Source organism: Neisseria sp. HMSC075C10 (assembly GCF_001815615.1).
GTDB classification, from domain to species: Bacteria; Pseudomonadota; Gammaproteobacteria; order Burkholderiales; family Neisseriaceae; genus Neisseria; species Neisseria subflava_A.
The window spans coordinates 25,977-46,570 of record NZ_KV821262.1; the positions used below are offsets into that span (position 1 = coordinate 25,977).

At 49.8% G+C, this 20,594-nt stretch carries 23 protein-coding genes and 2 tRNA genes; 20 read left to right on the forward strand and 5 right to left on the reverse strand.

From position 1 onward, the window contains the following. Positions 1–34: 34 nt before the first annotated feature. Positions 35–913 (reverse strand): DMT family transporter, encoded by an 879-nt coding sequence (locus HMPREF3047_RS05680; protein ID WP_070712527.1) that lies wholly within the window; start codon positions 911–913, stop codon positions 35–37. A 238-nt stretch (positions 914–1,151) separates the two neighbouring features. On the opposite strand from HMPREF3047_RS05680, the gene HMPREF3047_RS05685 reads away from it, so the two are divergent. The 12 genes from HMPREF3047_RS05685 (at position 1,152) to greB (ending at position 10,380) form a co-directional block, all read left to right on the forward strand. Next, on the forward strand, positions 1,152–1,691 hold the full coding sequence (locus tag HMPREF3047_RS05685; RefSeq protein ID WP_070712530.1) for a gamma carbonic anhydrase family protein: 540 nt from the start codon (positions 1,152–1,154) through the stop codon (positions 1,689–1,691). 14 nt (positions 1,692–1,705) lie between these two features. Then, positions 1,706–2,305 (forward strand): Maf family protein, encoded by a 600-nt coding sequence (locus tag HMPREF3047_RS05690; RefSeq protein WP_070712532.1) that lies wholly within the window; start codon positions 1,706–1,708, stop codon positions 2,303–2,305. Between the two features lie 88 nt (positions 2,306–2,393). Further along, positions 2,394–3,173, forward strand: coding sequence for a 16S rRNA (adenine(1518)-N(6)/adenine(1519)-N(6))-dimethyltransferase RsmA (rsmA, locus tag HMPREF3047_RS05695; RefSeq protein ID WP_070712535.1), 780 nt, complete (start codon positions 2,394–2,396; stop codon positions 3,171–3,173). Positions 3,174–3,233: 60 nt separating this feature from the next. After that, positions 3,234–3,404: a hypothetical protein gene (locus HMPREF3047_RS11585; protein WP_283127038.1), complete on the forward strand. Its 171-nt coding sequence runs from the start codon at positions 3,234–3,236 to the stop codon at positions 3,402–3,404. A 97-nt stretch (positions 3,405–3,501) separates the two neighbouring features. Further along, a complete protein-coding gene (locus HMPREF3047_RS05700) occupies positions 3,502–4,230 on the forward strand; it encodes an amino acid ABC transporter ATP-binding protein (RefSeq protein WP_070712538.1) in 729 nt (242 codons plus the stop codon). A gap of 63 nt (positions 4,231–4,293) precedes the next feature. Then, the gene (locus HMPREF3047_RS05705) at positions 4,294–4,653 is read left to right on the forward strand and encodes a hypothetical protein (protein WP_003747228.1); all 360 of its coding nucleotides are present in this window, start codon (positions 4,294–4,296) and stop codon (positions 4,651–4,653) included. Between the two features lie 4 nt (positions 4,654–4,657). Continuing rightward, on the forward strand, positions 4,658–5,110 hold the full coding sequence (locus HMPREF3047_RS05710) for a protein YgfX (RefSeq protein WP_070712540.1): 453 nt from the start codon (positions 4,658–4,660) through the stop codon (positions 5,108–5,110). A gap of 38 nt (positions 5,111–5,148) precedes the next feature. Next, complete coding sequence (gene folC / locus HMPREF3047_RS05715) at positions 5,149–6,432, forward strand: bifunctional tetrahydrofolate synthase/dihydrofolate synthase (protein ID WP_070712542.1); 1,284 nt, start codon at positions 5,149–5,151, stop codon at positions 6,430–6,432. A 13-nt stretch (positions 6,433–6,445) separates the two neighbouring features. Next, on the forward strand, positions 6,446–7,591 hold the full coding sequence (gene ftsN / locus HMPREF3047_RS05720) for a cell division protein FtsN (protein ID WP_070712544.1): 1,146 nt from the start codon (positions 6,446–6,448) through the stop codon (positions 7,589–7,591). Then, positions 7,584–8,117 (forward strand): CvpA family protein, encoded by a 534-nt coding sequence (locus HMPREF3047_RS05725; RefSeq protein WP_070459894.1) that lies wholly within the window; start codon positions 7,584–7,586, stop codon positions 8,115–8,117. The genes ftsN and HMPREF3047_RS05725 overlap by 8 nt, the downstream gene beginning before the upstream one ends. A 152-nt stretch (positions 8,118–8,269) precedes the next feature. Beyond that, complete coding sequence (purF, locus tag HMPREF3047_RS05730; RefSeq protein WP_070584150.1) at positions 8,270–9,814, forward strand: amidophosphoribosyltransferase; 1,545 nt, start codon at positions 8,270–8,272, stop codon at positions 9,812–9,814. Positions 9,815–9,888: 74 nt separating this feature from the next. Then, positions 9,889–10,380 (forward strand): transcription elongation factor GreB, encoded by a 492-nt coding sequence (greB, locus tag HMPREF3047_RS05735; protein WP_070712546.1) that lies wholly within the window; start codon positions 9,889–9,891, stop codon positions 10,378–10,380. A 77-nt stretch (positions 10,381–10,457) separates the two neighbouring features. On the opposite strand, the gene plsY is transcribed toward greB, so the two are convergent. Beyond that, positions 10,458–11,069 (reverse strand): glycerol-3-phosphate 1-O-acyltransferase PlsY, encoded by a 612-nt coding sequence (plsY, locus tag HMPREF3047_RS05740; protein WP_070712548.1) that lies wholly within the window; start codon positions 11,067–11,069, stop codon positions 10,458–10,460. A 57-nt stretch (positions 11,070–11,126) separates the two neighbouring features. Between plsY and folB the strand changes: the two genes are divergently transcribed. Both folB and HMPREF3047_RS05750 read left to right on the forward strand, forming a co-directional pair. Beyond that, the gene (folB, locus tag HMPREF3047_RS05745) at positions 11,127–11,477 is read left to right on the forward strand and encodes a dihydroneopterin aldolase (protein WP_070712550.1); all 351 of its coding nucleotides are present in this window, start codon (positions 11,127–11,129) and stop codon (positions 11,475–11,477) included. A 74-nt stretch (positions 11,478–11,551) separates the two neighbouring features. Beyond that, complete coding sequence (locus HMPREF3047_RS05750) at positions 11,552–12,088, forward strand: NUDIX hydrolase (RefSeq protein ID WP_070712552.1); 537 nt, start codon at positions 11,552–11,554, stop codon at positions 12,086–12,088. A gap of 70 nt (positions 12,089–12,158) precedes the next feature. Here the strand turns inward: HMPREF3047_RS05750 and HMPREF3047_RS05755 are convergent, their stop codons facing one another. Further along, positions 12,159–12,797 carry an alpha/beta hydrolase gene (locus HMPREF3047_RS05755; protein ID WP_070712554.1) on the reverse strand — a complete coding sequence of 213 codons (639 nt, stop codon included), beginning with the start codon at positions 12,795–12,797 and terminating at the stop codon, positions 12,159–12,161. A 41-nt stretch (positions 12,798–12,838) separates the two neighbouring features. Continuing rightward, the gene (locus HMPREF3047_RS05760; protein WP_070712556.1) at positions 12,839–13,633 is read right to left on the reverse strand and encodes a polyamine aminopropyltransferase; all 795 of its coding nucleotides are present in this window, start codon (positions 13,631–13,633) and stop codon (positions 12,839–12,841) included. A 216-nt stretch (positions 13,634–13,849) separates the two neighbouring features. Here HMPREF3047_RS05760 and HMPREF3047_RS05765 point away from each other — a divergent pair. The 6 genes from HMPREF3047_RS05765 to HMPREF3047_RS05790 all read left to right on the forward strand — a co-directional run bounded on the left by HMPREF3047_RS05765 (position 13,850) and on the right by HMPREF3047_RS05790 (position 19,490). Further along, positions 13,850–13,925: transfer RNA gene (locus tag HMPREF3047_RS05765), tRNA-Thr, on the forward strand. 36 nt (positions 13,926–13,961) lie between these two features. Then, positions 13,962–14,037, forward strand: a tRNA-Thr gene (locus tag HMPREF3047_RS05770). 127 nt (positions 14,038–14,164) lie between these two features. Then, positions 14,165–14,956: a 3-methyl-2-oxobutanoate hydroxymethyltransferase gene (panB, locus tag HMPREF3047_RS05775; RefSeq protein ID WP_070712558.1), complete on the forward strand. Its 792-nt coding sequence runs from the start codon at positions 14,165–14,167 to the stop codon at positions 14,954–14,956. Positions 14,957–15,075: 119 nt separating this feature from the next. Further along, complete coding sequence (gene panC / locus HMPREF3047_RS05780) at positions 15,076–15,912, forward strand: pantoate--beta-alanine ligase (protein WP_070712560.1); 837 nt, start codon at positions 15,076–15,078, stop codon at positions 15,910–15,912. 88 nt (positions 15,913–16,000) lie between these two features. Continuing rightward, complete coding sequence (mutS, locus tag HMPREF3047_RS05785; RefSeq protein WP_070712562.1) at positions 16,001–18,601, forward strand: DNA mismatch repair protein MutS; 2,601 nt, start codon at positions 16,001–16,003, stop codon at positions 18,599–18,601. Positions 18,602–18,638: 37 nt separating this feature from the next. After that, complete coding sequence (locus HMPREF3047_RS05790; RefSeq protein ID WP_070712563.1) at positions 18,639–19,490, forward strand: DUF5672 family protein; 852 nt, start codon at positions 18,639–18,641, stop codon at positions 19,488–19,490. A gap of 43 nt (positions 19,491–19,533) precedes the next feature. On the opposite strand, the gene HMPREF3047_RS05795 is transcribed toward HMPREF3047_RS05790, so the two are convergent. Further along, a complete protein-coding gene (locus HMPREF3047_RS05795) occupies positions 19,534–20,370 on the reverse strand; it encodes a DUF4198 domain-containing protein (RefSeq protein WP_070712566.1) in 837 nt (278 codons plus the stop codon). Between the last annotated feature and the right edge of the window lie 224 nt (positions 20,371–20,594).

The following is a 20,594-nucleotide window of genomic DNA, read 5'->3' on the forward strand; positions in this document are numbered from 1 at the left end:
CCGTCTGAAATTTTTCAGACGGCCTTTTTTGTATCTATTTTTTGTCTTTTAACGAACCTAAATAAATCGCCAATAAAGTCAAAGTGGCGCCGCTCCATTGGATGATGTTAATCGGTTTATCCAGCCAGAAATAATCGATCAACATGGCGGCGACTGGTTCGGAGAGCAGTAGTAGGCCGGTCAGTGATAAGGATAAAAGCGGGATGGCGTAAGCAATCAATGCCCAAGCAAAGCATTGCATGACGATGCCGTAGATGGAGACTAGAATCACATCGTTTAAAGTTTTGGGGTAAAGATGGGCGGCATCGAATAGCAGCGATGGGATGACCAGCGCCATTGCGCCGCCGAAGCTTAAAATCATCATCAGCGGAAACAAACCGACTTTTTCCTGCTCATGGGTTTTGCGTACGAAAACCATAGACAGGGCCAGCATGGCACCGGATACTACGCCGCTGACAAATCCCCATGCGGCATTGTCGTTATGACCGAACTCTGGGCTGCCGATTAAGGCTACGCCTATGGTGGCCAATATCAAACTTAAAATTTGCAGGGTGCTTAAACGTTCTGAATAAAAGAAGAAGCCGATGGCGGCTAAAAAGAAAATCTGCAGGCTGTTGAGCAAGGTTGAAATGCCGGGGCCTACGGCGTGAATGCTTTCGTGCCAAAGGGCAAGGTCGAATGCGAGGAAAACGCCGGATAAGATTGCGTAGCCAACTGTTTTTCTTTTTGTGGGCATTTTTTGTCTGAAAAAACGCCCGAGCAGGGAGAATATAGGGGCGGCGATCAGCAAGCGCCAGAATGCGATGGCGTAAGAGCCGACATCGACAAATTTGACGATCAAACTGCCCAAGCCGAAGACGACGCAGCCGACGACGAGCAGGGGCGCTGCATAATTTCCTGAACGTGTGTTCATCGGCTTCTCCAAGAATCAAATGAAGGCGATTATTCCATAAAATATAGCTGGGGCGCTAATGATAAATAGTCGTAAGCCAAGATAAAGGGTTTATGATGAAAGGCCGTCTGAAAACTATTTCAGACGGCCTTTTGATGATTTTCTGGCTTGATTTCGTATTGTTGTAGTATAAAATCGTTTTACGCCGTGTTTTCAGACGGCCCGATCAGTTTTGGTTTTGAGAAAAGGATTATTGGAAATGGCAAACCCTATTCGTGCGTTTTTGGATTATGTGCCGTCGGTTGATGAGTCTTGTTTTGTAGATGAGACTTCGGTAGTGATTGGCGAAGTGTCGCTGGCGGAAGATGTATCGATTTGGCCTTATGCCGTATTGCGCGGCGATGTGAACAGTATTTCTATCGGCAAACGCAGCAATGTGCAGGACGGCAGTGTTTTGCATGTATCGCATAAGAATGCGGCGAAGCCTGACGGTTCGCCTTTGATTATCGGCGATGATGTGACGATTGGGCATAAGGTCATGCTGCATGGCTGCCGAATTGGGAATCGTGTGTTGGTGGGCATGGGTTCGATTATTTTGGATGATACGGTTGTCGAAGATGATGTGATGATAGGCGCGGGCAGTTTGGTGCCGCCGCGCAAACGTTTGGAAAGCGGTTTTTTATACGTCGGCTCGCCTGTGAAACAAGTGCGTCCGCTGACTGATGAGGAAAAGGAATTTTTGACGTATTCGTCCGCGCATTATGTCCGACTGTCCGGTCAGCATAAAATGTCAAAATAAGGAAAACCAATACAATGAACGCAATTTATCTGGCTTCGGGCAGTCCGCGTCGTCGTGAGATTTTGGAGAATTTGGGTTTCACGGTACGTCGCCTTCCTGCGGATATTGATGAAACCCCCAAAGAAAGCGAAGCCGCAGTAGAGTATGTGCGCCGTATGGCCTGCGAGAAAAATCAGGTAGCAGTAGCGCAATGGTTTATTGCTCATGATCAAGAGCCTGAGTTTGCTGTATTGACGGCGGATACGACGGTGGCGGATGGTGCGGCTATTTTGGGTAAACCGGAATCCGAAGCGGATGCGGTCGATATGCTGGAACGCTTGTCCGGACGGACGCATCAAGTATTGACGGCTGTATGCGTTTACTGGCAAGGCGTGCGCCATGATGTGGTGCAGACGAGCGAAGTGCGCTTTAAAACGTTGACGGCTGAGGAGATTGCAGCCTATGTTGCCAGCGGCGAGCCGATGGACAAAGCCGGTGCGTATGGGATTCAGGGCTTGGGCGGCGTATTTGTCGAGCATTTGCAGGGCAGTTTTACCGGCGTGATGGGTTTGCCGGTTTATGAGACCGCGCAACTACTGAAATCTTTGGGTTTGGAAGCGCCACCGTTTGCTTAAAATTAGGCAAATGCCGTCTGAAAGCGTGCCGACAAAAACGCCTGTTTCAGTTACAATACTGCCTTAAACAGCTTGCTTGAAGAAAGATATGAAAGAACATAAGGCCCGGAAACGCTTCGGGCAGAATTTTTTGCAGGATACGCGGATTATTAGCGATATTGTCAACGCGGTCAGACCGCAGCCCGATGATATCGTGATTGAAATCGGCCCGGGCTTGGCCGCCATTACCGAGCCTTTGGCGAAAAAACTCAACTGCCTGCATGTTTGCGAAATCGACCGCGACATCGTACGTCGTCTGAAAACCCTACCGTTTGCAGACAAATTGGTGATACACGAAGGCGATGTATTGCAGTTTGATTTCAACAGCATTGAAGGCAAGAAAAAAATTGTCGGCAACCTGCCGTACAATATTTCCACGCCGCTTTTGTTCCGATTGAGCGAAGTGGCAGACGATGTGATCGATATGCACTTTATGCTGCAAAAAGAAGTGGTCGAACGCATGGTGGCGCAGCCGAAAACCAACGACTATGGCCGTCTGGGCGTGATGCTGCAATATTTCTTCGATATGGAAATGTTGATTGAAGTACCGCCTGAATCCTTTGATCCTGCGCCAAAAGTAGATTCGGCCGTCGTTCGCATGATTCCGGTGAAACACCGCATCGGTAAAGCGGAAGATTTTGAACATTTTGCCAAACTGGTGAAACTGGCTTTCCATCAACGCCGCAAAACCATACGCAATAATTTGAAGGAACTTGCAGGCGATGATGATTTGCAGGCAGTCGGTATCAATCCGCAGGACAGGGCAGAACACATTGCCGCTGAAAAATATGTGGCATTGAGCAATTATCTGGTTCAAAAGGCCGTCTGAAACAGTGATGGCAATTTTTAAGCAACCTCTTATTCAAAGGGGGGACTGGGTGATTCATATTTGTGGCGCAAGTTGGCGCAGTATTTTTCCGGTAAGGATATGCCGCCTGAGCGGCACCGTTTTGAAGCGGCAATTATCGGCGCAGTTTGGGTATTGACCGGGCATCGTCTCGATAGGGAAGAGCAATTTAAAGTCAATCGGTACAATCAAGGTGGAACCTCCGACGCATAGTCAGCTGCCGCTTTTGGCTGGAAACTGCCATTCCTTTGCTTTGGCAGCGGCAAGCGCAACTTAAGCCCCGAAAATTTTGGCAGTTTGGAAAGAAATAATGATTAAATTCAAAAATGTACACAAACATTTTAAAGATTTGCACGTTATCAACGGCGTGAATCTGGAAGTCAAGCAAGGCGAAGTGGTCGTTGTATGCGGTCCTTCAGGCAGTGGCAAATCGACGTTGATTCGTACGGTAAACCAACTCGAGCGCATTGAAAGCGGCGAGATTTGGGTGGACGGCATCAATGTTGCCGATCCGAAAACTGATTTGAACAAAGTGCGTGAAGAAGTGGGCTTTGTGTTCCAAGGGTTCAATCTGTATCCGCATTTGACTGTCTTGGAAAATATTATTCTTTCTCCGATGAAAGTGAAAAACCAAAGCCGTGAAGAGGCGGAAAAGAAAGCGATGGAGCTTTTGGAACGTGTCGGCTTGGCGTATAAAAAAGACGCGCTGCCCGGTCAGCTTTCCGGCGGTCAGCAGCAGCGTGTGGCGATTGCACGCGGTTTGGCGATGGAGCCGCGCGTGATGTTGTTTGACGAGCCGACTTCCGCGCTTGACCCTGAAATGGTCGGTGAAGTATTGAAAGTGATGAAAGACTTGGCGGAAAGTGGCATGACCATGATGTGTGTGACCCATGAAATGGGTTTTGCGCGCGAAGTTGCCAACCGTGTGATTTTTGTCGATAAAGGCCAGATTCTGGAAGACGAAACGCCGGAAGAATTTTTTACCAATCCGAAACACGAGCGTGCCAAACAATTCCTGCAACAGGTGATGACACATTAAACTCAGGCCGTCTGAAATTTCAGACGGCATGATCGGTTTGAATGATTTTGAAAGTTGAAAATAATGTATTTTGTTGACCGTACTGCTGTTGTGCTGAAGCCGACCGCCCGTTTTTTGGAATGGCTGAAATCCGCCGATGAAAATATGCCTGACCTGACCGTCGAGCAACTGCGCACCAACTGCTCTGTATTCCTTGTACCGCAATTTGACGAACCCGAATCCGTCATTTCTTATTTTGACGAACGCTACCAGCAGATTTTTGAAGCCGAGTTGGCCGGCTGGGACATCGATAAAAGCAAATGGCCGCAAGACATGAGTTTGAAGGCTTTTTGGGAATTTTTCGATACCGAAATCCACGATATGGTTTTGGATATGGAAGAGGCGGAATTGAACATTACGCCTGTTTTCGACAATATGATGTAAAGCCGTGCGCAGTTTTCAGACGGCCTTAAAGCCCTCGCGTTCTTTGAAAATTCTGATTGTCTTCTTACACCTTTCGGCGGTTGCCTTATGCCTTGCCGAGTTTTACGGTTGGATGATGTGGCTGGGTTTGGCGGCATTGGCCGGCAGTTTTGCCTATGCTTGGCGCAGCGTTAATTTTCAGACTCAAAATGCGGTCAGAAAAATCATCATCGACCGCCAATACCGTGCGACGGTTTACTTGAATGACGAGGAAGAGGGAAGAAGCGCGGTTTTGCAAGACAGCAGTATGTTGACGGTTTATGCTTTGTTTTTGCAATGGAATGTTGACGGAAAAATGGTTAAACACTGCATCTTGCCCGATATGGCCGACCGTGATGCCTACCGTCGTCTGAAAGTATGGGCGCGCTGGTGCCGGGAAAAAGAAGACAAAGCAGAACTTGCGGCAGATATGGATTAAACGGCTGTTTCAGACGGCCTTTTGAAGCGATAAATACAATGAAAACATTACAAGACTGGCTTTCTCATTTGGAGACTGCCCATAGTTCCGGCCTTATCGATATGGGTTTGGAACGCGTGGGAGAAGTGAAAAAACGCATGAATTTGGTGCCACAATGTCCTGTCGTCGTGGTGGCGGGTACCAATGGCAAGGGTTCCGTATGCGCCTATTTGTCGCATATTTATAAAGAAGCCGGTTTTAAAGTCGGTACGCTGACCAGTCCGCACCTTCTGCGTTACAACGAACGAATCGCCATCAACACTCAGCCGGTTTCAGATGAACTGATTGTTTCCTCATTTGAGCGCATCGAAGCGGCGCGAGGCGAAATTTCGCTGACGTATTTTGAGTTTAATGCTTTGGCTGCCGTCGATATTTTCATGCGTGAAAATGTGGACGTAATGATTTTGGAAGTTGGTTTGGGCGGACGATTGGATGCCGTGAATGTATTCGATGGCGACTGTTCGGTCGTTACCAGCGTGGATTTGGATCATCAGGCATTTTTGGGCGATACCGTTGAGCAGGTCGGTTTTGAAAAAGCCGGAGTGTTCCGTAGCGGCAAACCTGCCGTGTGTGGTCAGAATCCTGCACCTGAATCATTGGTCAAACACGCAGAAGAAATTGGCGCAAAACTGTTGATGGTTCAGCGAGATTTTGATTTTACGTCAATGGAAAGCGTACAGTGGAACTACCGCTTCCATCCGCAATCTTCAGACGGCCAAAGCCGTAACCGCAATTCCTTGCCGTTTCCTGCTTTGCGCGGTGCCTATCAGTTGTCCAATGCCGCGTGTGCATTGACGGTGTTGGAGTGTTTGAATAATCAGCTGCCCGTTGACATCGGCGCGATTAAACGCGGTTTGCTGTTGGTTGAGAATCCTGGACGTTTCCAAGTTTTGCCCGGCCGTCCGCTGGTGGTTTTGGATGTCGGCCACAATCCGCACGCAGCACGTGCTTTGCGCCGCAGCCTGATTAACCTTGCCTTTGCACAAAAACGTACCGCCGTATTCAGTATGTTGTCCGACAAAGATATTGATGGCGTGCTGGAAATCGTTAAAGATCAGTTTGACGAATGGAATATTGCGCCTTTAGATGTGCCGCGCAGCATGACGGTGGAGGCTTTGCAGGCTAAACTAGCTGAACACGGTATCGACAATGTAAATGTTTTTGAAACTGTCGCTGCAGCCTACCGCGCTGCTTTGGCTAAAGCAACCGAAAATGATAGAATCGTCGTTTTCGGCTCATTCCATACTGTTGCCGATGTAATGGCTGTTTTGAAAGAACACTAACGAGGAAATTATCATGTCCGACAATAAACAAAAAGAAACTCCAAACGGATACGATTTAGACGGTTACGAACGACTGAAACGTCGCAACCGCCGTCGCTTGGTCTTGGCCTCCGGCTTGGTGGTGGCATCGGGTATGCTGTTCGGTCTGGCGCTGACTTCCGGCGACGATAAAAATTCACCGTTTAAAGAAGCGCCTGTCGGTCAGAGCCAAGTCAAAACGGCTGACGAGCCGAGCAAGGCTGTTGTTTTAGAGCCGAATAAAGAGGATGTTGCGATGGCTGAAGAAGCAGCCCGCCATGCGGATGCCGAAGCGCAAAGTAAACCTCAAAATGCCGGCGACGAAGAAGACAATGCGCCGGTTGAAGTATTGAAGCCAAACCGTGAGTCTGCTCCCGAAGATGTCGGCGAGCCGTTGGTTTTGATTAATGATACTTTGGATGACGGCAATATTAAAGGTTTGGAAGAGTCTGAGCGTATTCAACGAGCTGAGGCCGCCAAACGCGAAGCTGCGGAGCGCCGAGCCGAAGAACGCCGCCAACGCCAGGCAGAACAACGTGCTGCGGCACGCAAGGCACAAGCCCAACAGGAAGCGGATGAAAAAGAAAACGCATTGGCTGCTAAAAAACGTGCACTTCAAGCGCGTGCTGAAAAAGCAGAGCGTGAAGCGGCTGCCGAACGCAATAAATTGGCACAATTGGAAAAAGCAGAGAAAGCCATTGCTGAGCGTAAATCTGCCAAAAACAGCAAAGACAGCGTAAAAGACAAGGCCGAGCCTGCTAAGAAAGCAGAAGCCAAAGTTGAAAAACCAAAAAATGAAAAGGCTAAACCGGAAACGGCCAAAGCAGAAAAAGCCGATAAGGTAAAAACTGCCGAGAAGCCGTCTGAAAAAGCCAAGCCTAAAGCTGAAAAAGAAACAGCAGAAGCCAAGCCTGCGAAAAAAGCTGCCATTCAGGCTGGTTATGCTGAAAAAGAACGTGCGCAAAGCCTGCAACGTAAAATGAAAGCCGCAGGTATCGACTCGACCATTACTGAAGTGATGACCGATAAAGGTAAGGTGTATCGCGTGAAATCAGCCAGTTATAAAAATGCACGCGATGCAGAGCGCGATTTGAACAAATTGCGTGTACATGGCATTGCAGGTCAGGTGACCAGTGAGTAATTTGCCTGTTGCCGATTTGTTGGCGACCACCGTCATCGTCATCTGCATCATTATCTCGTTGACACGGGGTATTATTGCTGAAGCAGGGGCGATGGTGGCGTGGGTGGTATCGTTTATTGCAGCCAGAACGCTTGCCGTTCCGTTTGCCGATGTGGTCTTTAAATCGGTTGAGTCGCATTCTTTGGCGGTTGCCATGGGTTTTGCCGCTGTGTTTTTTCTGGCATGGCTGTTGCAGAAACTGGCACGATCGCTGTTGAGCAGTTTGATGTCTGCCGTTGGTTTGGGAAGCATCAACCGTTTGCTTGGCGGCGTATTCGGTGCAGTGAAAGGTGTGATTTTGGTGACACTGGCAGTGATGGTTTTTTCACACACTGATTTGCCGAAAACGGAAGAGTGGCAAAGTTCGCACACAATTCCGTATTTTGAATCACTTGCTGATGCTGCGATGCCTTATCTGCCAGGGAAAGATACCGCAATGCCGCATCTTTCGGGTAAAGCAGCTGAAGTTGAAGAATTGGATGATTGAATTTGACGGATTCAGACGGCCTATGGGTCGTCTGAATCCGTTTTTATTTGCGTAAATTTGACATCATATTGTCAACAATTCGAGCAAACTCATCTAAATTATTTTATAATGACAGCTTACCCATTTAATCTTCAAACTCGGAGAAGCACGATATGTGTGGTGTATTAGGTTTGGTCAGTCATGAGCCGGTCAATCAGATGTTGTATGATGGTTTGCAGATGTTGCAACACCGTGGTCAGGACGCAGCAGGTATTGTTACTGCCGAAGGCAATATATTTCATATGCACAAGGGCAAAGGCATGGTGCGCGAAGTGTTCCGTACCCGCAATATGCGCGACTTGGTCGGTAATGCAGGCATTGCACATGTCCGCTATCCGACTGCAGGCAATGCGGGCAGCAGCGCAGAGGCTCAGCCGTTTTATGTCAGCTCCCCATTCGGCATTGTTTTGGCACACAATGGTAATCTGACTAATACCGAAGAGCTCTATGAAAACGTATGCAACAAACACCTGCGCCACGTTAATACCAGCTCCGATTCTGAAGTCCTACTCAATGTATTCGCACACGAATTACGCCGCGAAGTCTCTAAAAATACAGCCCCTTATCAACTTACCATCGACAATATTTTCAACGCCGTTTCCGAAGTACACCGCTTGGTGCGCGGCGCATACGGCGTAGTAGCCATGATTGCAGGATACGGCATGCTGGCTTTCCGGGATCCTTTCGGTATCCGTCCGTTGGTTTTGGGTTCGCAAATTGACGAATCCGGCAAAAAATCTTATGCTGTTGCCTCCGAATCCGTTGCTTTCAATGCGCTTGCCTATGATTTGGAACGCGATATCCAGCCGGGCGAAGCTGTATTTATTGGTTTTGACGGCACGATTATTTCCCGTCAATGCAGCGATAAAGCCAAATTAAGCCCTTGTCTTTTTGAATATGTTTATTTTGCCCGACCGGACTCCGTCATCGATGGCGTTTCCGTTTATCAGTCCCGTATGGATATGGGTGTATCTTTGGCAGAAAAAATCAAACGCGAGCTGCCTGTCGATGATATCGATGTCGTGATGCCGATTCCCGATACCAGCCGACCCAGCGCGATGGAGCTTGCCGTTCATCTCGAAAAACCTTACCGCGAAGGTCTGATTAAAAACCGCTACATTGGCCGCACCTTTATTATGCCTGGCCAAGCAACACGCAAAAAATCAGTACGCCAAAAACTCAGCCCGATGGAAACCGAGTTTAACGGCAAAAGCGTTTTATTGGTGGATGATTCCATTGTACGCGGTACGACCAGCCGTGAAATCGTCGAAATGGTACGCGCGGCAGGTGCACGCAAAGTCTACATTGCTTCTGCCGCTCCTGAAGTACGCTATCCGAATGTGTACGGTATCGATATGCCGACCCGTGAAGAACTGATTGCAAACGGCCGCAGCGCAGCAGAAATCGCAACCGAGATTGGCGCAGACGGCATCGTCTTCCAAAACTTAGAAGATTTGGAAGCAGTAGTCAAAGCACTCAATCCAAAAATCGAATCCTTTGATTCTTCATGCTTTAACGGTGTTTATCAAACCGGCGATATCGATGAAGCATATCTGAACCGTCTCTCTACCGAAAAATCAGGTTGTGGCGGCTTGAAAGTTCATCCAAGCAAAATGGAACACAGCATCAGTATCAGCGATAGCGATGATGAAGAATAAAGTAAATTGACTTACAATAAAGGCCGTCTGAAAATTAACGTTCAGACGGCCTTTAATTATGTTTTAGACACATCATGAGTACCGAAACCAAAAATTACATCACACCTACCGGTTGGCAGGCATTGAAAGACGAACTGTATCATCTGGTCAACAAAGAACGCCCGGAAATCGTCCAAATCGTTAACTGGGCGGCAAGCAATGGCGACCGCAGCGAAAATGGCGACTATCTTTACGGTAAACGCCGTATGCGCGAAATCGACCGCCGTATCCGCTTCTTAACCAAACGCTTGGAAGCAGCCGTTGTCGTCGACCCTGAAGCGCGCGAAGCCACGGACCAGGTTTTCTTCGGCGCAACCGTTGGCTTACTGCGCGGAGACGGTCGAGAACAAACCGTCAAAATCGTCGGCGTAGATGAAATCGATACCGCTAAAAACAAAATCTCATGGATTTCCCCTTTGGCACGCAGCCTGATTAAAGCGCGCGAAGGCGACGAAGTTGTCTTGAATACGCCGGAAGGGCAGGAGGTTATAGAGATTTTGTCGGTAGAGTATATTAAGATTGAATGATTATATATGAATAAAAGCTATTAAGGCTGTCTGAAAAATAGACTTCAGACGGCCTTTTATTGATTGTATCTACACTTTTAAGATTTTCCGGCTTTATCCCCGATTTTGCTTTCTTTGCCTTGAAGCAGGTTTTGAATATTGCTTTTATGGCGGTACAACACCAATGCTGCAATGAATACGGTTGCCCATGCCCAAGAGGCGTGCGGCATCATGAAGAAGGCGAAGATGGGTGCGCAGACGGTGGCGACCAGTGCGGCGAGGGAGGAAACTTTGAAACCGAACGCCATAACCAGCCAAATCAAGGCGCAGAGCAGGGCGGTTGCAGGGGAGAGGGCGAGCAAGACGCCCAATGCGGTGGCTACGCCTTTGCCGCCTTTAAAATTGAAAAATATTGGCCACATATGGCCGACCAATGCTGCAATGGCGACCAGGGCTATTGTTGCATCCGACAAATCTAAAGCATTTTGCAGACAGCGCGCCAAGATGACAGCAACCAAGCCTTTTACTGCATCGCCGAGCAAAGTTAATGCGGCTGCTTTTTTCTTACCGCTGCGCAAGACGTTGGTGGCACCGGGGTTGCCGGAGCCGTAAGTGCGCGGATCGTCCATGCCGTAATATTTTGATACGATGACGGCAAAAGACAGGGAGCCGATAAGATAGGCGGCAATAATGGCGAGTACATTGAACATTTTGGGTGCTTTACTTAAAATGGGAACGGTTATTCTATCAAAAAAACGGACAGGCAAATGGATAAAATCTTTTTGTACGGCATGAAAGCCGATACTTTAATCGGCGTATATGATTGGGAACGCGAGCGTAAACAGACTTTGATTTTGGATTTGGAAATCAGTGTTCCCGAGCGTACGGGCACAAGCGACGATATCGGCGACACCATCCATTATGGCGAAGTATGTGAAGTCGTACGCCGTAACCTTGCCGAACAGGATTTTTTACTGCTGGAAACGTTGGCGGAACATATCGCCCAATTGATTTTAAATGATTTTGGTGCGGCCAAAGTGCGCGTCCGTATTGTGAAACCGGGCATCTTGCCTGATGTGGCGCAGGTTGGTATTGAAATTGAACGTGCTCGGGAATGAGGCTTGTCTATGCCGTCTGAAAAAGGATTTCAGACGGCCTTTAATATTCAATAATTTGGAAATGAGGTAAAAAAATGGATTTGAAAGAAACTAAATTAAGCAGCGAGCCAATCTACGAAGGTTCTTTTGTTACCATTAGTCGCGATCGGGTGCGCCTGCCCAACGGCAATGAAAGCCAAAGGGTTGTGATCCGACATCCGGGTGCTGCGTGTGTGTTGGCGGAAACGGAAGACGGCAAAGTTGTTTTGGTTCGCCAATGGCGTTATGCTGCGGATCAGGCGACGTTGGAATTGCCGGCGGGTAAATTGGATATTGCAGGCGAAGATCCTGCCGAATGCGCTTTGCGTGAGTTGGCGGAAGAAACGCCATACGTTGCCGACAGTGTTAAATTGTTGTACAGCTTTTACACGGCAGTCGGTTTTTGTGATGAGAAAATGTATCTCTACCAAGCGCAAGGCGTGCGTTTGGGCAGCGAGTTGAGCAATGATGAAGATGAAATTACTGAAACTGTCTTGATGAGCAAGGAAGAGGTGCGCACTGCATTGGCAAACGATGAAATCAAAGATGGTAAGACTTTGATTGGTTTGCAGTATTGGTTGACTCAGAATTGATATGTTAAGATACGAACAAGGCCGTCTGAAAAAGCTTTCAGACGGCCTTGTTTTATTTTGTAGCCGGATTTTAACCTAATAAGGCTGGTGCAAACCGTGTAATCGTGTCGCGTAAAACGATAAGTTTGCCGTGGAAGAAATGGGACGAGCCGGCAATAGTCACAACCGGCAGGCCTTGGGGTTCTGCCCATGTCAGGGCTTTGTTGATTTCGACGACTTCGTCTTCCGCACCATGGATCATCAATGTTTTGGCGACATCGGGAACGTCGGATGGTTCCAGGCGGTCTTTGTAGTGATGGACGGCTGCACCCATCAGCAACAGCAAATCAGGCGTGCGTTCTTGGGCGGCAAAGGTGGAAACGTAGCCGCCGAATGAGAAGCCGGCCAGGGCGAATTGCGGTGCGTCTGGATGTTGCGCGCGGGCGTAGTCGATAACGGCAATGCAGTCTTGTGTTTCGCCGCGGCCGTAGTCGTGTTCACCTTCGCTGTTGCCTACGCCACGCAGGTTTGGCAGATAGCAGTGAAAACCGAGTTGCGATAAGGCTTTGGCGGCGGTTTGGATGACTTTGTTGGTGTTGGTGCCGCCTTGCAGGGGATTGGGGTGGTTGATGACGGCGACGCCGCGGGCGGACTCTTGTGTGCTTGGCAGGTAGATGGTTTCCAGCAAACCGGCCGGGCCGGGGATTTGAATGATGTCGGGTTTGAGCATGAGTGTGTCCTTGTTTGTTTTTTCAGACGGCCTGAAGCGGTTTACAGATAAAAATTCTTGCCGTTGTTTTGATTGTTGGCTTTCAAATCAGCAAGCATCCGTTTGAAGTCCAAGCCGTATTTTTCGCTTAATTTTTCGGCGCGTTTTTTCAGGTTGTCGAGATTTTGTTCTTTAGAGCTGCTTTGGAAGGCCATGACCGCTACGTTGCCGTGGCTCTCGGCAGGCAGTTCGAGCACGCGGCCGTCAAAGACGTTGAGCAGGCGTTCGACAAAGCGTTGATAACGCTGGTCGCCGCTCCACCAGTTGGTCACAAATACGCCGTTGGGAGAGAGAGCGTTGCGGCAGTCTTGGAAGAAGGGTTCTTCCACCAAAGCATCGATAATCTGTTCGCCGTCAAAACCATCTACTAAAATTACATCGGTATTGTGGCGGAACACTTTAATATATTCCGCGCCATCCGCCTCGATAATTTCAAAATTTTCGCCTTCGTGCGGCAATTCAAACAGGCTGCGCGCCACGGCGATGACTTGCGGATTGATGTCCACGGCGGTTTGCTTGGTATCGGGCAGGTAGCTGTCTATCCAACGGGCAAACGAGCCGCCGCCTAAGCCGATTTGGGTGATGTGTTTGGGCGGGTTTTCTGCAAACAGCAGCCAACCCATCATGGCGCGGCTGTACGACAACACCAGCTCGGACGGATGATCGACATTCATGGAGCTTTGAATGGTGTCGCTGCCCAAGTGCAGGGAACGGATATTGCCTTCTTCGGAAATGCCGACTTCGGGCAGATGGGATTTGGCTGGGCGCAGGCGGCGGTAAGGATGGCGGGGTGGCATGGGCAAAGACGGAAAGATGTAAAAGGCGTTATTTTAACAGAAACCATGATGTTTTGCGCTGGGGCGGTTTTCAGACGGCCTTTGAGTGTGTTGGATAGAAAGATAATGCATGTATTTAATTTTCTTTAAAATCATTGGTTTTTATAATTTCGTGAGTAACTTTGTTTTAAAATGCTTGCCAAGATGGGAACTTATCGGCATAATGCCGACTTCCTTGCCGGTATAGCTCAGTTGGTAGAGCACCTGACTTGTAATCAGGGGGTCCCGAGTTCGACTCTTGGTGCCGGCACCAGTTAAAGACTGATGGTGCTGTAAGGCATTTCAGTAAGCCGGTATAGCTCAGTTGGTAGAGCACCTGACTTGTAATCAGGGGGTCCCGAGTTCGACTCTTGGTGCCGGCACCAATTAAAAGCCCGATTGTGAAAGCAGTCGGGCTTTTTGCTTATGCTTTGATATTTTAAAAGCAGACCTTATAATACCGCGTTTCCATTTATAACAAAGGGCTGCCCGTCGGGCGGAACACACAACACCATGATTACCGTAAACACTTTGCAAAAAATGAAAGCAGAGGGCGAGAAAATCGCCATGCTGACCGCTTATGAATCCAGCTTTGCCGCGCTGATGGACAATGCCGGCGTAGATGTACTGCTGGTCGGCGATTCTTTGGGCATGGCGGTGCAAGGTCGTCATTCCACTTTGCCGGTGAGCTTGCAGGATATGTGCTACCACACTGAATGCGTGGCTCGCGGCACTCAAAATGCCATGATTGTCAGCGACTTGCCGTTTGGCGCGTATCAGCAGAGCAAAGAGCAGGCATTTGCGGCGGCGGCCGAATTGATGGCGGCCGGCGCGCATATGGTCAAACTTGAAGGCGGCGTCTGGATGGCGGAGACCACTGAATTTCTGCAAATGCGCGGTATCCCTGTTTGCGCCCACATCGGCCTGACCCCGCAATCCGTGTTTGCATTCGGCGGCTATAAAGTTCAAGGCCGAGGCGACAAGGCGGAAGCGTTGCTCAACGATGCCAAAGCGCATGATGCTGCAGGTGCGGCAATCGTATTGATGGAATGTGTTCCTGCAGAGTTGGCGAAAAAAGTGACTGAGACCGTTTCTTGCCCGACCATCGGTATTGGCGCAGGCGTGGATTGCGACGGTCAGGTTTTGGTGATGCACGATATGCTCGGCATTTTCCCCGGTAAAACCGCCAAATTCGTGAAGAACTTTATGCAGGGCAAAGACAGCGTTCAAGCTGCGGTCAAAGCCTATGTGGACGAAGTCAAAGCAAAAACGTTCCCATCTGTCGAACATACGTTTGCCGGATAAAATAAAAACCAGGCCGTCTGAAACTTATTTCAGACGGCCTTTTTGATAAATAAAAGCGTATAATCGGCGCGTGATTTCCGTTGATGAAACGGCGGAAAAGATAAAGGATTTTTCAAACCATGCAAATCATTCATACGATTAAAGAATTGCGCGAGTGGCGCAAAACTGCCGGAAAAGTGGCATTTGTACCGACCATGGGCAATCTGCACGAAGGCCATCTTGCGCTGGTGCGCGAAGCGAAAAAACGTGCCGATAACGTTGTAGTCAGTATTTTTGTCAACCGTCTGCAATTCGGACAAGGCGAAGATTTCGACAAATATCCGCGCACTTTGCAGCAAGATGCCGACAAATTGGCAGGCGAGGGCGTTGCCGTCGTGTTTGCGCCTGATGAAAAAGAGCTGTATCCGAATGTGGAACAGCGTTTCAATGTCGAGCCTCCGCACCTGCAAAACGAATTGTGCGGCAAATTCCGCCCGGGACATTTCCGCGGCGTTGCCACCGTTGTAACCAAATTGTTCAACATTGTTCAACCCGATACCGCCTGTTTCGGCAAAAAAGACTATCAGCAGCTGGCGATTATTAAAGGCTTTGTCGAAGACTTGAATTTCAATATCGAAATCGTCCCGGTCGATACCGGCCGCGCTTCAGACGGCCTGGCACTTTCCAGCCGCAACCAATATTTGAGCGAAGCAGAGCGTGCAGAAGCGCCCCGCCTCTATCAAGAGTTGCAAAACATTGCCGCAGCCCTGAAAAACGGCAATCTGGATTACGCCCAGCTCGAGGCCGAATGTATCCGCCGTTTGAGCGATGCCGGCTGGGTAGTTGATTACGTTGAAATCCGCCATGCACACAGCTTGGCAGTGGCTCATGTCGGCGATAAAGAATTGGTGGTGCTTGCCGCCGCTCGTTTGGGTACCACGCGCCTGATTGATAATTTGGAAGTGACTTTGGCTTAAAACCAAGCTACTGTTAAAGGCCGTCTGAAACCTGTTTTTCAGACGGCCTTTTGTTACAATAACGCTTTTGCGTTTCTAAGGTTTTTCCATGTCCAAACCCACTGTTTCCCCGATGATGCAGCAGTATCTCGACATCAAATCGCAACACGCCGACAAGCTGGTGTTTTACCGCATGGGCGACTTTTACGAGTTGTTTTTGGATGACGCGGTGGAAGCGGCGAAGCTGTTGGACATCACCTTGACCACGCGCGGGCAGATGGACGGCGTGCCGATTAAGATGGCGGGCGTGCCGTTTCACGCGGCGGAGCAGTATCTGGCGCGGCTGGTGAAGATGGGAAAAAGCGTGGCAGTGTGTGAGCAAGTGGGCGAAGTCGGCGCGGGCAAAGGGCCGGTGGAGCGCAAAGTCGTGCGCATCGTTACGCCCGGCACGCTGACCGACGCGGCGTTTTTGGAAGACAAGGAAACCAACCGCATTGTGGCGGTGAACGCAGACAAGAAAAACGTTGCCATCGCATGGGCTTCTTTGCAAAGCGGCGAATTCAAAACCAAGCTGACGACGGCGGACAAACTCGCCGATGAGCTGGCGCGTTTGCAGGCGGCGGAAATTCTGTTGCCCGAAGGCAAAAGCCTGCCTGATGGTTTTCAGGCAACCTCTGCCAACATTACGCGCCTGAACTCATGGCAGTTTGCCGCCGACGCGGGCGCGAAGTTGTTGACCGAATACTTCGGCTGCCAAGACCTGCACGGTTTCGGTTTGGACGGCAAAGAATACGAAGCCGCCGTCGGTGCGGCGGGCGCGCTGTTGAACTACATCCGCCTGACGCAAAACCTGATGCCGCAACACCTCGACGGCATTTCGCTCGAAACCGACAGCCAATATATCGGCATGGACGCCGCCACGCGCCGCAATCTCGAAATCACGCAAACCCTCTCCGGCAAAAAATCGCCGACCCTGTTTTCCATACTCGACGGCTGTGCCACCCACATGGGCAGCCGCCTCTTGGCACTCTGGCTACACCACCCCTTACGCAGCCGCGCCCACATCCGTGCCCGCCAAGAAGCCGTTGCCGCGCTGGGTTCGCAATACGAAACCCTGCAAGGTCGTCTGAAAAACATCGCAGACATCGAACGCATCGCCGCCCGAATCGCCGTCGGCAACGCCCGCCCGCGCGACCTCGCCGCCCTGCGCGACAGCCTGTTTGCCCTGAATGAAATTGAATTGTCCGCCGAGGGCAGCAGCCTTTTGGAAACCCTCAAAGCCGTTTTCCCCGAAACCCTGCCTGTTGCCGAAACTCTCAAAGCCGCCGTGATGCCCGAGCCCGCCGTCTGGCTCAAAGACGGCGGTGTTATCAACCAAGGCTATTCGGCAGAACTGGACGAACTGCGCCATATCCAAAACCACGGCGACGAATTTCTGCTTGAGCTTGAAGCGCGCGAACGAGAACGCACCGGCCTCTCCACCCTCAAAGTCGAGTTCAACCGCGTCCACGGCTTCTACATCGAGCTATCCAAAGTCCAAGCCGAACAAGCCCCCGCCGACTACCAGCGCCGCCAGACCCTGAAAAACGCCGAACGCTTCATTACCCCCGAACTCAAAACCTTCGAAGACAAAGTCCTGACCGCGCAAGAGCAGGCATTGGCATTGGAAAAACGCCTGTTTGAAGCCCTCCTCAAAGACATTCAGACGACCCTTCCCCAGCTTCAAAAAGCCGCCAAAGCCGCGGCTGCCCTCGACGTACTTTCTACGTTTGCCGCGATTGCAGCCGAACGCGGCTTCGTTTGCCCCGAGTTTGCCGACTATCCGGTCCTCCATATCGAAAACGGCCGCCATCCCGTCGTCGAGCAACAAGTGCGCCACTTCACCGCCAACCACACCCGCCTCGACCACAAACACCGCCTCATGCTCCTGACCGGCCCCAATATGGGCGGTAAATCCACCTACATGCGCCAAGTCGCCCACATCGTCCTCATGGCGCACACCGGCAGCTTCGTCCCCGCCGATGCCGCACAAATCGGGCCCATCGACCAAATCTTTACCCGTATCGGCGCATCGGACGACTTAGCTTCCAACCGCTCCACCTTCATGGTCGAAATGAGCGAAACTGCCTACATCCTCCACCACGCCACCGAGCAATCCCTCGTCCTTATGGACGAAGTCGGTCGCGGCACTTCGACTTTTGACGGTCTCGCCCTTGCGCAAGCCATTGCCGAACACCTGCTGCAAAAAAACAAATCCTTCAGCCTCTTTGCCACCCACTATTTTGAGTTAACCAAACTGCCCGAAGCCCACGCAACGGCAGTCAATATGCACCTCTCCGCACTTGAGCAAGGCCAAGACATCGTCTTCCTCCACCACATCGAACCCGGTCCTGCCAGCAAAAGCTACGGTATCGCCGTTGCCAAACTCGCAGGTCTGCCCAACCGCGCTTTGAAAGCGGCTCAAAAGCATTTAAACGATTTGGAAAACCAAGCCGCCGCCAACCGCCCGCAGTTGGACATTTTCAGCGCAATGCCGTCTGAAAATAGGGCAGATGAGGAAGGGAAAACACAAGAAATTGAACCTGTTGATAATTTGCAGGCCAATGAATTGGCTGAAGCTTTGGCGCAAATTCAGCCCGACAACCTCACGCCGCGCGAAGCCTTGGATGCCTTGTATCGCTTGAAAGAAATTTGCAACAAGGTGTCGTAAATAACTCAAAGGCCGTCTGAAACAGGAGAAACATATAATGAGTTTTGCTGACATTACCGTGGTTGGTATTACCGGTGCAGATTCTTATACCGAGGGCACGATGTATGCAATTATCCGCAGCTGTGCCGAATTGCCTGGAAGCCGTGGATTGCTGATCAGCCCGAGCTGTCCGCAAGGTTTGCCGGAAAATATCCGACATCAGCCTTGCCGGCCATTCGGTTATCTCGAATATAATCTGTTTGTTTTGTACCAACTGATGTATTACATCGATACTGATTATTGTTTGATCGTTCAAAATGACGGCTGGGTGTTGAACGGTCAAAACTGGCAGGATGCCTATCGGGAATATGACTATATCGGCGCACCTTTGCCGATTTTGTTGGAAACCGAAGCCGACGGGCAGTTTTTCCTGAAGGGAACCGACCAATATTTGGCCAAACAACATCTGATTCAGACTTCTCCAAATTTGGACGAGCCGCAGAATGGCGGTTTCAGCCTGCGCAGCAGACGGCTTTTAGCTATGCCACGACAACTGGGCTTAAATGTAGAAATCCGACCGCCTTTGCCGCCGAAAGACGAAAAAATTGCCGATATGGAATGGCTGATACGGCTGCACCACGAAGATATGTTTTTGACGGCGCAACATCGTTATAGATTGCAGGACTTGGGTTTGAAATTCGCGCCTCCGAATATTGCTACACAATTTTCTTCAGAAGTACCGTTTATCAATCAAATGAGGAATGTCCCTTTAGAGCGTGTCTTTGGGGCGCATTGGATGGGCAATGTGGTCTTGACCGGCTGCAACCGTGTCCGGTTTGCCCAATTGAATGAGGATAAATTGGAAACATTCTCCCGTTTTTTTAGAAATTTGGGTTATGAATTAGAATAAATGAAGGCCGTCTGAAAGTTCAGACGGCCTTTTTTAATGGCTGTTAATGTTGATGATGGTGGGCATGGCGTGCAGCCGCGCGTTTGGTACCGACAGGCACAATCAGCGTTGCGTAAGTATTGTCTTTCTGACATACGCTTTTATCGCCGTAATCGGTCTCGTTCACGACTTTGATTTTCCACAAGCCGTCAATCAACGTAATCACATTGACCACGCCGTTTTTATCGGTTTTGCCGGAGAAGCCTTGAGGCTCGCGGTGGTCATGGGTTGATTCCAAGTCCATTTCGGCCAAAGTGTCCGAGCTGGCGGTAACGGTGGCTTTAACCAAAGGCTCGCCTTTGTACAGGACTTTGACCGGCAAAATGCCGCCGGCTTTGACTTCGTTCGGATTTTGCAGCGGAACCAGTTCCAGCTCTTGGCCGATAGGGCGGGTCAATACCGCTTCATCGACTGCGCCGTTGCCCACTTGGACAAAGCTTTTGCCGAACATTTGTGCCTGTTCGCAATAGGTGGCACCGGCCAGTTGTTTTAAGGTTTGCTGTTTCCAGCCATCTTTGTTTTTCGACCAGAAAGTAGGCTTGTAGGTTGCGCTGACCCAGTAGGAACCTTCAGGCAAAGCAGCTCTGGAAACGTATTGATAGTTTTCGCCTTTATTTACCAAATCAACGGTTTTCTTTGAGTTGCCGGTCAATTGCAGCGGTTTGAAAATATGCACGCGGTCGTCGGCGATTTTTTCGACATTGGGGAAGTCATGGCTGTAACCCAAATCCGCATGCAGGATTTGGCCGGCAGGCTGATGTGTCGGTGCGGCCACCCAAACATCGTGCGCCTGTGCCGCTGCGCCTAATCCCAGCAATCCTAAAAGCATCCATTGTTTCATCGTTTCTACACTCCATTTTTCGATTATTGAACAAAACGCCTAATGATTCGGCAAATACGAACGGTACTCTTTTTTATTAACTTTGTAAATAATATGGTTTAGATTTTATAGTTATAAATAATTATTTTTTGATTTCAGACGGCCTCGGTTTATATAACCAAAACTGATAAACCCAAAAGCAAACATTATTTCCCGTTTGCCTCCGATCCCGATAAAGTATCGCC